At 68.4% G+C, this 13,259-nt stretch carries 11 protein-coding genes; all 11 read right to left on the bottom strand.

All coding sequences use genetic code 11. The features are described from left to right. Window positions 1-46 precede the first annotated feature (46 nt). The 11 genes from CKCBHOJB_RS06420 to ilvB all read right to left on the bottom strand — a co-directional run bounded on the left by CKCBHOJB_RS06420 (window position 47) and on the right by ilvB (window position 13,224). The gene (locus CKCBHOJB_RS06420; protein WP_348634861.1) at window positions 47-3,163 is read right to left on the bottom strand and encodes a FimV/HubP family polar landmark protein; all 3,117 of its coding nucleotides are present in this window, start codon (window positions 3,161-3,163) and stop codon (window positions 47-49) included. Between the two features lie 111 nt (window positions 3,164-3,274). Continuing rightward, complete coding sequence (gene asd / locus CKCBHOJB_RS06415; protein ID WP_281051161.1) at window positions 3,275-4,408, bottom strand: aspartate-semialdehyde dehydrogenase; 1,134 nt, start codon at window positions 4,406-4,408, stop codon at window positions 3,275-3,277. A gap of 54 nt (window positions 4,409-4,462) precedes the next feature. Further along, window positions 4,463-5,527: a 3-isopropylmalate dehydrogenase gene (gene leuB, locus CKCBHOJB_RS06410; RefSeq protein ID WP_281051636.1), complete on the bottom strand. Its 1,065-nt coding sequence runs from the start codon at window positions 5,525-5,527 to the stop codon at window positions 4,463-4,465. A gap of 36 nt (window positions 5,528-5,563) precedes the next feature. Continuing rightward, window positions 5,564-6,202, bottom strand: a complete 639-nt coding sequence (gene leuD, locus CKCBHOJB_RS06405; protein ID WP_281051160.1) for a 3-isopropylmalate dehydratase small subunit — start codon at window positions 6,200-6,202, stop codon at window positions 5,564-5,566. Beyond that, a complete protein-coding gene (locus CKCBHOJB_RS06400; RefSeq protein WP_281051159.1) occupies window positions 6,203-6,331 on the bottom strand; it encodes an entericidin A/B family lipoprotein in 129 nt (42 codons plus the stop codon). A gap of 17 nt (window positions 6,332-6,348) precedes the next feature. Next, window positions 6,349-7,758: a 3-isopropylmalate dehydratase large subunit gene (leuC, locus tag CKCBHOJB_RS06395; protein ID WP_281051158.1), complete on the bottom strand. Its 1,410-nt coding sequence runs from the start codon at window positions 7,756-7,758 to the stop codon at window positions 6,349-6,351. Window positions 7,759-7,831: 73 nt separating this feature from the next. Further along, entirely contained in the window at window positions 7,832-8,647 is an 816-nt protein-coding gene (locus CKCBHOJB_RS06390) for a M48 family metallopeptidase (protein WP_281051157.1), read from the bottom strand. 13 nt (window positions 8,648-8,660) lie between these two features. Beyond that, window positions 8,661-9,836, bottom strand: a complete 1,176-nt coding sequence (locus CKCBHOJB_RS06385; RefSeq protein ID WP_281051156.1) for an MFS transporter — start codon at window positions 9,834-9,836, stop codon at window positions 8,661-8,663. Between the two features lie 98 nt (window positions 9,837-9,934). Next, window positions 9,935-11,065: a chorismate synthase gene (gene aroC / locus CKCBHOJB_RS06380; protein ID WP_281051155.1), complete on the bottom strand. Its 1,131-nt coding sequence runs from the start codon at window positions 11,063-11,065 to the stop codon at window positions 9,935-9,937. Between the two features lie 168 nt (window positions 11,066-11,233). Continuing rightward, window positions 11,234-11,551: an acetolactate synthase small subunit gene (gene ilvN / locus CKCBHOJB_RS06375; RefSeq protein ID WP_281051154.1), complete on the bottom strand. Its 318-nt coding sequence runs from the start codon at window positions 11,549-11,551 to the stop codon at window positions 11,234-11,236. Continuing rightward, the gene (gene ilvB, locus CKCBHOJB_RS06370; RefSeq protein ID WP_281051153.1) at window positions 11,551-13,224 is read right to left on the bottom strand and encodes an acetolactate synthase large subunit; all 1,674 of its coding nucleotides are present in this window, start codon (window positions 13,222-13,224) and stop codon (window positions 11,551-11,553) included. The genes ilvN and ilvB overlap by 1 nt, the downstream gene beginning before the upstream one ends. Window positions 13,225-13,259 lie beyond the last annotated feature (35 nt).

Here is a 13,259-nt window from a genome sequence, read left to right as displayed (position 1 = left end):
CAGGCCACCCCGAGCCCGGACTCGGAGCGGCCTGGCGACGGGGGCTTCAGCCCAGGCGGGCGATCATATCGCGCGCCGCCGCCTGTTGTCTCGCCGAGCCCTCGCTCACCACCTCCAGGAGCAGCTCGCGGGCGCCCTCCTTGTCACCCATTTCCTCGTAGGCACGGGCGAGCTCGAGCTTGGTTTCGGCCTCCTCGCTGTCCGCGCCCGCCGGCAGCTCGGCGGCCGACCCAGCAGCATCGACATCCGTCACCGTCGGCTCCTCCAGATTCTCGAGCTCGAGATCGATCGACGCCAGGTCGAGCCCGGCAGGCACAGCCGACGGGGTGTCGCCCGACGCGGCCTGCGCATCGAGGTCGAAGTCGAAATCGATCAGGCTGGCATCGAAGCTCGTCGCGTCGAGATCGACCGCCGGCTGTGCGCCCTTGGCGGCATCCGCGGCCGCCCGCCCGGCGGAGACACCGTCGTCCTCGCCATAATGGATCGGAGAATCGCTGATGACCGTGGCATTGAGATCGAAACGATCCGCGGCGGAATCGAGTTCCAGATCCGGAAGCTCGAAATCCAGCCCGGTGGCCAGCATCCGCCCCAGGTCCTCGTCGATCACCGTTGCCGCCCCCAGATCGGCGACGGGCACCGCCGGGTTGCCGGCTGCGACGACCGGCGCGGCCATCGATTCCGCCGCGACCTCCTCCGGCTCGCCGATGTCGAGATCGAACACCATGCTGGCCACGCCCTGTTCCTCTGCCGGGGCCGCCGAGGCCTCGGCGGTCAGATCGAGCTCGAAGGCCGGCTCGGCGGCCTCCGCCGACTCGCCGGGCGCGGCGTCCGAAGACGCCTGCTCGTTGAAATCGAGTTCGAAGTCGAGCGTACCCACATCCACCGCCCAGTCGTCGACAGGCGCGTCCTCGACCACCTCAGCCGCGGCCACCGGTTCGACCACGGGCGCTACTTCGGCACCGCTGCGGATCGGCTCGGCGGGCGAACGCCCGGTTTCAGCCAGCGGCAGCGGGGTGGGCTCGGCGTGCCCGGCCGTCGTGAAATCGAGCGCCGAGAGCTCGAGCCTGGGCTCCTCCTCCGCGCTGGCCGGCTCGTCCGCTGGCGCGGGTGCGACCGGGGCAGCAACTGCCGAGGCACTCGCCATCGCGCCTGCAGCCACCGCGCCCGCGGCGGCGAGCGTCCCGGCAGCGGACGACGGCTGCGTCGTGGCGGCGGACGGCTCGCGCCCGGCGGCATAGAGCGGGTTGTCCGGATCGAGCTTGCGCCCCAGCGCAGCCGCCTTGTCCCACTCCCGGCCCTGCCCGCCGGTGCGCGCGAACAGCTCGCTCGCAACCGCCTCGAACTGGCGACCGTTCTTGCGCTGGGCATGGATCTCGAGCAACTTCACATAGATCGCCGCCCGCCCAGGGTCGGCCTTCAGCGCGTCCTGCAGGATCTCCTCGGCCTGCACGTCGCGACCGTAGGCCATATAGACATCCGCCTCGGCGACCGGATCGACCCCCTCGTCGGTATCGATCGAGGACAGCCCGGTCTGGCCGAAATCGGTGTGCATGATGCTCATCGCACCGGTGTCGACGCTCTGTCCGCCGGTGCCCGAGAACACGCCCTGACCTGCGACGCCGTCCTCCGACGCGGCGAGCTCGGCCTCGGCCGCCTCGACTTCGGCCTCCTTGCGGCGCTGACGTGACTTGAAGCCCGCATAGGCAAGAAGGAGGGCGAGGATGCCGCCTCCGCCCGCGAGCACGGCGGGATCCTCGAGCATGGCGTCGACGAAGCCGGCCTGCGCAGGCGGAGCCTCGACCGGCGCGGGGCGCGGGGCCGGAGCCGTGACAGGCGCGGGCTGTGCAGTTGCCGCCGGCGGCGCTGAAGGCACGGCCACGGCGGCCGGCGCCGTCGCCTCGCCCGTCTTCGCTGCTTCGCCAGCGGCCTGCTCGGTCACGACGGCCGGAGCGGCCGGAACCGCGCCACCGGCACCGGCCTGCAACTGCCCCATGGTGCCGCTCTGCACTTCGAGCAAACGCTGCAGATCGCGAATGCTGCGCTCCAGTTGCACCAGTCGTTCATTGGCTTCCTCGAGCGACTTCGAACGGCTGGTGAGCTCCTCCTCGAGGGCGTGCAGACGAGCCTCGGCCCCGGCGTCCTCGCCACTGTCGCTGCGCGAGACCTTGACCTGGTCGCCGGACTCGGTCGCCGGGGCAGGCTCGTCCACCTTCGGCACGATCCTGCCGGCGCTTTCCTGCGCCGCCTCGGCAGGCTGGACCGGCGTCCGAGTGCTGGCCGCAGTCGCGAGGCCGCGACGGTAGGCTTCGAAATCGGCCGCCTGGGCGCGCAATTCGCGACGCGCCTCGGCCCTCTCGATTGCCTTGACCGTGTCGGCGGACGGCACGCTCAGCACCGAACCGGCGCGCAGGCGGTTGATGTTGCCGCCGTCGAAGGCCTTGGGATTTGCGCGCAGGAGCGCGACCAGCATCTGGTCGAGCGTCGTGCCCGCATGGGCATTGGCGGTGGCGATGCGGTGCATGGTGTCGCCGCGGCGCACGGTGTAGCTTTCCGGAACCGCACGTGCCGCGGGCGCACTGCGGGCGGGCTGAGCCCGGCTGGCGATGGGCCGCGCGACGGGAGGCGCCGCCGGCGTATCGACCGCTGCGGAGAGCGGACGCAGCGCAGCGATGTCGACCGGATCGAGCAGGAAGGTGTACTCGCGCACCATCCGACCGGTCGCCCAGTTGAGTTCGACCAGCAGGTCGACGAAGGGATCGTTGATCGGGCGGTCGCTGGAGAGGCGGATCACCGGACGGGAAGCGCGGGTGTCTACGCTGACGCGGATGGCGCTGACCGCGCCGCCATAGCTGAGGTTCGCCTGCCGGAACGCATCGGCGGAAGCGATGCGCGCGCTCAAGGACTGCAGCTCCTGCGGGGTGGCGCTGATCTGGATCTCTGCGCGCAGCGGCTGACCGAGGCCGCTATAGACGTTGATCTGCCCCAGGCCCGCCGCTTGCGCGGAGAGCGGGAACGCGGCGATGGAAAGGGCGAGCAGCGAGGCTCGGAGCGACGTTGTCATGTTCGATTTCAAACCGCGTTCCCCCCGGAACTGAGCAGTACGGCAAGGGACGGAGATCCCTGTTCGGCCACGGAATCTAGCATTTCCCGACGCCAGCCGCATTAGTCGGGCCTGATTCGCATGCGTCCTGCGTGACGAATTACCGCCGACGCCACGACCAGACCGAAAAAAAGGGGGCCGAAGCCCCCTTTTGTCTCGATGCGAGCGAAAGACTCAACGCTCGAGCAGGATGCGCAGCATGCGGCGCAGCGGCTCGGCGGCGCCCCACAGCAGCTGGTCGCCGACGGTGAAGGCGCCGAGGTACTCGGGGCCCATCGCCATCTTGTGCAGGCGGCCGACCGGGACGGTCAGCGTGCCGGTGACGGCGGTCGGGGTCAGTTCGCGCTCGGTGGTCTCGCGATCGTTGGGCACGACCTTCACCCAGTCGTTGGCGCCGGCGATGATGTCGCTGACCTCGTCGAGCGGCACGTCCTTCTTCAACTTGATGGTCAGCGCCTGCGAATGGCAACGCATCGCACCGATGCGCACGCACAGGCCGTCGATCGGGATCGAGCCCGGGCTGCGGAAGGCCGGATTGCCGAGGATCTTGTTGCACTCGGCGCCGCCCTTCCATTCCTCCTTGCTCTGGCCGTTCTCGACCGGGACGTCGATCCACGGGATCAGGCTGCCGGCGAGCGGGGTGTTGCGGAAGTTCTTCTTCGGGAAGGCGTCCGAGCGCATGGTCTCGGCAACCTTGCGGTCGATCTCGAGGATGGCCGAGGCCGGGTCGGCGAGCAAATCCTTGACCGAGTCGTGGATGGTGCCCATCTGGCTGATCAGTTCTCGCATGTTCTGCGCGCCGGCGCCGGAGGCGGCCTGGTAGGTCATCGCCGAGATCCACTCCACCAGGCCGTGCCTGAACAGGCCGCCCAGGCCCATCAGCATCAGCGACACGGTGCAGTTGCCGCCGATCCAGTTGCGGCCGCCCTTGGCGAGCGCGGCATCGATGACGTTGCGGTTGACCGGGTCGAGGATGATCACCGCGTCGTCGTTCATGCGCAACGCGCTGGCGGCGTCGATCCAGTGGCCATTCCACCCGGTGGCGCGCAGCTTGGGGAAGACTTCCTTGGTGTAGTCGCCGCCCTGGCAGGTGATCACGATGTCGCAGGACTTCAGCGCATCGATGTTCATCGCGTCCTGCAGCGGCGCGGCCGCTTCCTTGCCGCCGAAGGACGGCGCCTTGCCACCGGCGTTGGAGGTGGAGAAATACACCGGCTCGATGAAGGCGAAGTCGCCCTCTTCCACCATCCGCTGCATCAGCACGGAACCGACCATGCCACGCCAGCCAACCAGACCGACTCGATTCATGTTCATCACTCTCAACAAAGACGTACTTCGAAAAAATCCTGCGCAGGCAACAGCTTACAGGGCCGCGAGCACCGCGTCGCCCATCTCGCGCGTGCCGACCCGCTTCGTGCCCGGCTCGTAGATGTCGCCGGTGCGACAGCCCTGCGCCAGCACCTTCTTGACCGCGTTCTCGATGCGCTGCGCGGCAGCTTCCTGATTGAAGGTATAGCGCAGCATCATCGCCGCCGACAGGATGGTGGCGAGCGGGTTGGCGACACCCTTGCCGGCGATGTCGGGCGCCGAGCCGTGCGAGGGCTCGTACAGGCCCTTGTTGTTGGCGTCGAGCGAGGCCGAGGGCAGCATGCCGATCGAGCCGGTGAGCATCGAGGCCTCGTCGGACAGGATGTCTCCGAACATGTTGCCGGTGACCATCACGTCGAACTGCTTAGGCGCGCGCACGAGCTGCATCGCGGCGTTGTCAACCAGCATGTGGGTGAGCTCGACCTCTGGGAAGTCCTTGCTGACCTCGATCGCGATGTCGCGCCACAGCTGGGTGGTCTCGAGCACGTTCATCTTGTCGACCGAGCACAGGCGCTTGCCGCGCTTCATCGCCGCCTCGAAGGCCACCTTGAGGATGCGACGGATCTCGTACTCGGCGTAGATCATGGTGTTCCAGCCCACGCGCTGCCGGGTGCCATCGACCTCGCGCGTCTCGATGCCGCGCGGCTGGCCGAAGTAGATGTCGCCGGTGAGCTCGCGCACGATCAGGATGTCCAGGCCGGCGACGATCTCGGGCTTCAGCGAGGAGGCATTGGCCAGCTCCGGATACAGGATGGCGGGACGCAGGTTGGCGAACAGGCCGAGGTCCTTGCGGATGCCGAGCAGGCCGCGCTCGGGGCGCTGCTCGCGCGGCAGGGTGTCCCACTTCGGGCCGCCGACGGCGCCGAGCAGCAGCGCGTCGGCTTCACGCGCGAGCTTCTGGGTGGCTTCGGGATAGGGCGTACCGGTGGCGTCCACCGCGCAACCGCCGATCAGCGCCTCCTCCATCTCCAGCTTGAGGTCGAGCGCGTCGAGCACACGCACGGCTTCCGCCGTGATCTCGGGACCGATGCCGTCACCCGGCAGCACGCAAATCTTCATCGAATCGTCTTCCTTGGTTCGGTGAGCCATCCTGGCTCAGGCAAAGTAATACGGGTGTTCGGCGCGGCGCTTGTCTTCGAACGCGCGGATCCTGTCGGCGTGGCGCAGGGTCAGGCCGATGTCGTCCCAGCCGTTGAGCAGGCATTCCTTGCGGAAGGGGTCGATGTCGAAGGCGATCGCCTTGCCGTCCGGGCGGGTGATGGTCTGCGCCGCGAGATCGACCTTCAGGCGATAGCCCGGGTTGGCCTCGCACTGGCGGAACAGTTCGTCGACTTCGACCGCATCCAGCTTGATCGGCAGGAGGCCGTTCTTGAAGCTGTTGTTGAAGAAGATGTCGGCGAAGCTCGGCCCGATCAGCACACGGAAGCCGTAGTCCTCCAGCGCCCACGGCGCATGCTCGCGCGAGCTGCCGCAGCCGAAGTTGTCGCGCGTGAGCAGGATCTGCGCGCCCTGGTAGCGCGCCTGGTTGAGCACGAAGTCCGGATTCAGCGGACGCGTGCTGCAGTCCTGGCCGGGCTGACCGACGTCGAGGTAGCGCCACTCGTCGAAGGCGTTGGGGCCGAAGCCGCTGCGCTTGATCGACTTCAAGAACTGCTTGGGGATGATCGCGTCGGTGTCGACGTTGGCGCGGTCGAGCGGAGCGACCAGGCCGTCGAGAACGGTAAACGGGTTCATTTATTTCACTGCCTTCTGGATGATTTCGCCGGTGGCCGAGATGTCCTGCCCGATGCCGTGCACCGTGTTGCAGGCACCGCCGGCAAGGCCGGCGAGCACGGTGGCAAGAAGCACTGCGAGTCTTTTCATGTGCGAGCCTCGCACCGTCAGCCCAGCGTGCGCACGTCGACGAAATGGCCGGCCACCGCGGCCGCGGCAGCCATCGCCGGGCTCACCAGGTGGGTGCGACCACCCGCGCCCTGCCGGCCCTCGAAGTTGCGGTTCGAGGTCGAGGCGCAGCGCTCGCCCGGCTCGAGGCGGTCGGCGTTCATCGCCAGGCACATCGAACAGCCCGGCTCGCGCCACTCGAACCCGGCGGCGAGGAAGATCTCGTGCAGGCCTTCGGCCTCGGCCTGACGCTTGACCAGGCCGGAGCCCGGCACCACCAGCACGCGCCTGACGTTGGCCGCCTTCTTGCGCCCCTTGGCCACCGCGGCGGCTTCGCGCAGGTCCTCGATGCGCGAGTTGGTGCACGAGCCGATGAAGACCTGGTCCACGTTGATGTCGGTGATCGGGGTGTTGGCCGTAAGGCCCATGTACTTGAGCGCGCGCTCGACGCCCTCGCGGCGCACCGGGTCGCTGACCGCAGCGGGATCGGGCACGCGACCGTCGACGGTGGTGACCATCTCCGGCGAGGTACCCCAGGTGACCTGCGGCAGGATGTCCTCGGCCTCGAGCTCGACGACCTTGTCGAACTGCGCCCCCTCGTCGCTGTGCAGCGTGCGCCAGTAGTCGACCGCCTTGTCCCAAGCCTCGCCCCTGGGCGAGAACGGACGGTCCTCGAGGTAGGCGATGGTGGTCTCGTCCACGCCGACCATGCCGGCACGGGCGCCGGCCTCGATCGCCATGTTGCAGATCGTCATCCGGCCTTCCATCGACAGCGCGCGGATCGCGCTGCCGCCGAACTCCACCGCGTAGCCGGTGCCGCCGGCAGTGCCGATCTTGCCGATGATGGCGAGCACCACGTCCTTGGCGGTGACGCCGCGGCCGAGCTGGCCGTCGACCTTGATCAGCATGGTCTTCGACTTCTTCTGCAGCAGGCACTGGGTGGCGAGCACGTGCTCGACCTCGGAGGTGCCGATGCCGTGCGCCAGACAGCCGAAGGCGCCATGGGTGGAGGTGTGCGAGTCGCCGCAGACCACGGTCATGCCCGGCAGCGTGGCGCCGCTCTCAGGGCCGATCACGTGCACGATGCCCTGGCGTTCGTCCTTGAACGGGAAGTAGGCGAGCGAGCCGACCTCGCGGATGTTGGCGTCCAGCGTCTCGACCTGCTGGCGCGACACCGGGTCCTGGATGCCGAGGTCCCAGTGGTCGGTGGGCGTGTTGTGGTCGGCGGTGGCGACGATCGAGCCGATCCGCCACGGCTTGCGCCCAGCCAGCTTGAGGCCCTCGAAGGCCTGCGGGCTGGTCACTTCATGGACCAGGTGGCGGTCGATGTAGATCAGCGCCGTGCCGTCGGCTTCCTGGTGGACGACATGACTGGACCAGAGCTTTTCGTACAGCGTGCGAGCTTGCATCCCGGTGATTCCGCGTCAGAAAAAGAAATCGATTATTTCACAAAGGCTGCAAAACTGAACAGCACACCCGATCTCAGCGCCGCGCGCCCTGATACAGCGGCATCACGCGCGCGGCGTACTCGGCGAGATCGCGCTGGCGGTTGGCGTGCGAGGGGTGGGTGGACAGCCACTGCGGCGGCGCCCCGGCCGACTGGCCGGCCATCTTGTCCCACAACGTGACCGCGGCGCGAGGATCGTAGCCGGCGCGCGCGGCCAGCTCCACGCCCATGCGGTCGGCCTCGGTCTCGTGCTCGCGCGAGTTGGGCAGCTCGAAGGTGACCTTGGCGACGGTGTTCATCAGGCTCTGCCCCGCCTGCCCCACACCCAGCAAGGCGCCCGCGACCGAAAGCCCGATGCCGGTCGCCATCGACTTCGACACCTGCTCGCGCGCGTGCTCGCGCAGCGCGTGGGCGATCTCGTGGCCCATGACCGCGGCGATCTCGTCGTCGCTCAGCTTGAGCCGATCGATCAGGCCGGTATAGATCGCCATCTTGCCGCCCGCCATGCACCAGGCGTTGAGCTCGTTGGAGCTGAATACATGCACCTCCCACGCCCAAGACAGCGCATCCGGACGGAAGGCGCCGGCCTGCGCGGTCAGGCGCGAGACGATCCGGCGCACGCGCTGCACGGTGGCGGGATCGCGATCGAGGGCGTTGTTCTTTCGTGCCTCGGCGAGCATCTGCTGGTACTGCTGGTTCGAGGCCTGCTCGACCTCCTGCGCCGACACCATCATCAGTTGCGAGCGCTGCACGCCGACGGCACCGGACTGGGTGGTCTGCACGGTCTGGCAGGCGGCGGTGATCGAGCCAGCGATCAGCGCCGGCATGGCAAGCTTCCGGATTCGTTTCATGTTCTGCATCTCCTCAACTCGACGGATCCGCGCCCATCACCGGCCCCTCGTCGCGGTCACGGCCGCGCCAGCCGAACAGCAGCCAGGCGAGACCGGCGAGGGCGAATCCGGATCCGATCGTATACGTCCACGCGGCACCAAGGCTTTCCCAGGTGTAACCGCTGAGCAGGCCGCCCAGCATTCCGCCCGCGCCGAACGAGAGGCTGCCGTAGAGCGCCTGTCCGCGCGACTGCAGCGCGCCCGGGAACCACTGGTTCACCACCCCGATGGCCGCCGCATGATAAGCGCCGAAGGTCGCCCCGTGCAGCAGCTGCGCCAGGACCAGCACCGCCAGGCTGCCCGCGCCCCAGCCGATCATCAGGAAGCGCACCACCGCACAGGCGAACGCGAACAGCAGGATCGCGCGCAGCGAGAAACGCTGGCCGATGCGCGGCATCAGCATGAACACTCCGATCTCGGCCAGCACGCCCAGCGCCCACATCCAGCCCACCAGCGCCTTGTCGTAGCCGATGTCGACCAGGAAGATCGAATAGAAGACGTACAGCGCACCGTGCGCCGCCGACATCAGGAAGCAGGCGCCGAGCAGCGCCTGCACCTCCGGCCGGCGCAGGGTGTCGCCGAAGCTCGCCGCCTGCCGGTGTGCGGGCGGTCGCGGCGCCTCGGGGACGACGAGGCCGCACAGCACGATGCCGCCGAGGATCGCGGCGATCACCCACAGCACGGCGGTGATCGGCAGGAAATCGAGCGCATGGCCGAGCCCGAGCACCGCGATGATGAAGCCCACCGAGCCCCACACCCGGATGCTGCCATAGCGGTGCGCCGCGTCGCCGAGATGGGCGAAGGTCAGGCCCTCGATCAGCGGCAGCGCGGCACTCCAGAAGAAGGCCATCAGCGCCATCGCCGCGAACAGCCCGGCGAAGTCGGTTGTCAGGAAGAAGACCGAGAATCCCGCCAGGCTGGCGAGTGCGGACAGGCGCACGATGGCGATGCGCAGGCCGAGCTTCTCTGCCAGCCAACCCCACAGATTGGGGGCCAGCACGCGCATCAGCTGCATCAGCGACATCAGCAGCGCGATGTCGGTCGCGGACAGCTCGATCGACTGCAGGTAGAGCGTGAAGTAGGGCGAGAACGCGCCGACGAAGGCGAAGTAGAAGAAGTAGTAGGCCGACAGGCGCCAGTAGGGAAGCATCCGGCGCACCTCAGCGCCGGCCGCGTGCGGGCGGGGTCAGACCGCCGACGCGATGGATCTCACCGCTGCGGTCGGCGTAGCCCTCTCCCCGCATGGGGTCAGCGCGGCGACGGCAGGCGCTGGCTGCCCGTCGGGGCGAGCGCGGGGATGCGCGGTGTCTCGGTGCGCACGTCGCCGCACTGGGCGCGATGGCGCAGCGCGTGGTCGATCAGCACCAGCGCGAGCATGGACTCGGCGATCGGCGTGGCACGGATGCCGACGCAGGGATCGTGGCGGCCGTGGGTATTGACGATCACCGGATTGCCGGCGCGATCGATCGAACGGCGGTCGAGGCGGATGCTGGAGGTGGGTTTGATCGCGATGCTGGCGATGATGTCCTGCCCGGTGGAAATCCCGCCGAGCACGCCGCCGGCGTGGTTGGACAGGAAGCCCTCGGGCGTCATCTCGTCACCATGCTCGGTGCCGCGCTGGGCGACCGCGGCGAAGCCGGCGCCGATCTCGACGCCCTTGACCGCGTTGATGCCCATCATCGCATAGGCGATGTCGGCGTCCAGACGCCCGTACACCGGCTCGCCCCAGCCCACCGGCACGCCGCTGGCGACGACGTCGATGCGCGCGCCGATGGAATCGCCCGACTTGCGCAGCTCGTCCATGTAGGCCTCGAGCTGCGGAACGATCGCGGCGTTGGGCGCGAAGAAGGGGTTGCGGTCGACCTCGTCCCAGGACACGAAGGGAATCTCGATCGGACCGAGCGCGGTCATGCACGCACGGATCACGATGCCGTAGCGCTCCTTCAGCCACTTCTTGGCGATCGCCCCCGCCGCCACCCGCACTGCGGTCTCGCGTGCGGACGAGCGCCCGCCGCCGCGATGATCGCGCAGGCCGTACTTCTGCAGGTAGGCGTAGTCGGCGTGGCCGGGGCGGAAGGTGTCGGCGATGTTGCCGTAGTCCTTGCTGCGCTGGTCCTGGTTGCGGATCAGCAGCGCGATCGGCGTGCCGGTGGTGACGCCCTCGAACACGCCGGACAGGATCTCGACCTCGTCCGGCTCGCGGCGCTGGGTCACGTGACGCGAGGTGCCCGGCTTGCGGCGGTCGAGCTCGGCCTGGATGTCGGCCGCGCAGATCGCCAGTCCCGGCGGACAGCCATCGACCACGCAACCGATAGCCGGGCCGTGGGATTCGCCGAAGGAGGTGACTGTGAACAGCGTGCCGATGGTGTTGCCGGACATGGATGTCTCTCTTTTCGCCCTCGCAGCGGGTCGCGGCCGGCCGGCGCGCGCGCACGCTGCGCGAGGCAGCTGGAATGAACGGGGACGGGGCGCGAGTCTAGCACGCACACCTCGTCCCCTTCAGCCCGCGCCTGGTTCGTCCAGGCGAACGGGCCCCGCGCCCGTCGCTTAGTGGAAGAAGCCCTCGAGGCGCTCGAAGACCTCGTGCTCGGCGCCGTGCCGGCGCACGTTGAGCACATCCTCGAGCTTCTCGACCTGACGCACCATCTGCTCGAGGCGCTGGTCCTCGAACACCAGCAGCCAGATGCGCGAGCGCTTGCCGTCGGAGACCGGCATGCACAGGATGCCCTCGACGTTGAACGCGCGGCGCGCGAAGAGATTGCAGATGTGGCTCATCACCCCGGGGTGGTTGTTCACATCCAGTTCCAGAACGACCTTGGCGTAGCCGGCTTGCGGCAGGGGGTCGGCAACCTGTTCGATCATCATCAGCCTCCGATCATTTCGGTGTTGGCGGCACCCGGCGGCACCATGGGATAGACGAATTGCTCGCGATCGATCGTCGCGTGGATCAGGCACGGTCCCGGCGCGTTCAAAGCCTCGGCGAGCGCGGCGCGCGGGTTGTCGGTCTTGTCCAGATCGAGCGCGGGAACGCCGAAGCCCTCGGCGATCTTCACGAAGTCGGGCTCGGTGCGGTATTTCGAGGCGAACAGGCGCTTGCCGTAGAACAGCGTCTGCTGCTGGTACACCAGGCCGAGCGCGTTGTTGTTCATCAGCACGATCTTGACGTTGAGGCCCTCCTCGGCCAGCGTCGCGAGCTCCTGGATGTTCATCTTGAAGCTGCCGTCGCCGGTGAAGCACACCACGGTGCGATCGGGCTCGGCGAGCGCGGCGCCGATCGCGGTGGGCAGGCCGAAGCCCATCGTGCCCAGGCCGCCGGAGGTCAGCCACTGGCGCGGACGACGGAAGGGGTAGGCCTGCGCAACCCACATCTGGTGCTGACCGACGTCGGTGGCGATGACCGCCTCGTCGTCGAGCGCGCTCGCCACCGCCTGGATCAGGCCGTAATGGGTGCGCGGATCGTCCTCGCCGGGGAACTGCATCGGGAAGCGGGTCTTCAGGCTGTCCACATGCGACAGCCAGCGCTTGCGCAGCGCCACCTTCACGCGCGGCAGCAGCGCCTCGAGCGCGCATTCGACGTCGGCGTGGATGGCGACGTGGGCGTTCTTGATCTTGTGCAGCTCGGAACGGTCGATGTCGATATGCACGATCTTCGCGTTCGGGCAGAACTGCGCCGCACGGCCGATCGCGCGGTCGTCGAAGCGCGCGCCCACGCACACCAGGACGTCGGCTTCCTCGAGCACGAAGTTGGTGTAGCGCGCGCCGTGCATGCCGAGCATGCCGATCGACAGCGGATGGTCGATCGGCATCGCGCCGAGCGCCATCAGCGTCATCGTGGTCGGCAGCCCGCCCTCCTCGGCGAGCTGCACCGCCAGTGGGGCCGCACCGGAGGCGATCACGCCGCCACCGAGATAGAGCACCGGCTGCTCGGCCTCGTTGATCATCTTCGCGGCCAGTTCGACCGCCGCCATGTCGAGCTGCGGCGCCGGGTCGGCCACCGCGGGCGGCGGCAACTCGAGCTCATCGACCGCGATGAGCTGGTTCTGCACGTCCTTGGGCACGTCGATCAGCACCGGGCCGGGGCGGCCGGACATGGCGATGCGGAAGGCATCGGGCACGACCTCCAGCAGTTCCTGCGCCGAGCGCACCAGGAAGTTGTGCTTGGTGATCGGCACGGTGATGCCGTAGATGTCGACTTCCTGGAAAGCGTCGGTGCCGATCATGGCCTGCGGCACCTGACCGGTGATGATCACCATCGGGATCGAATCCAGGCAGGCGTCGGCGATCGCGGTGACCAGGTTGGTCGCGCCCGGCCCGCTGGAGGCGATGCACACCTGCGGCACGCCGGAGACGCGCGCCATGCCCTGGGCCATGAAGCCGGCGCCCTGCTCGTGGCGGGCCAGCACGTGACGGATCGTGTCGCTGCCCGACAGCGCGTCGTAGAACGGCAGGATGGCGCCGCCGGGAATGCCGGCGATGGTGCGCACGCCCTGGCGCTCGAGAAGGCGCACCATCAATTGCGCGCCGGTCATTTGCTTCATGTTGCTCTCCTTGGTTTCGGATTCGGTGGCAGACC

This window comes from Thauera sp. GDN1, from assembly GCF_029223545.1.
In the GTDB taxonomy this organism is placed as follows: Bacteria; Pseudomonadota; Gammaproteobacteria; order Burkholderiales; family Rhodocyclaceae; genus Thauera.
The sequence above is the reverse complement of the archived record's forward strand: the minus strand, read 5'-3'. Positions and strand labels throughout refer to the sequence as shown.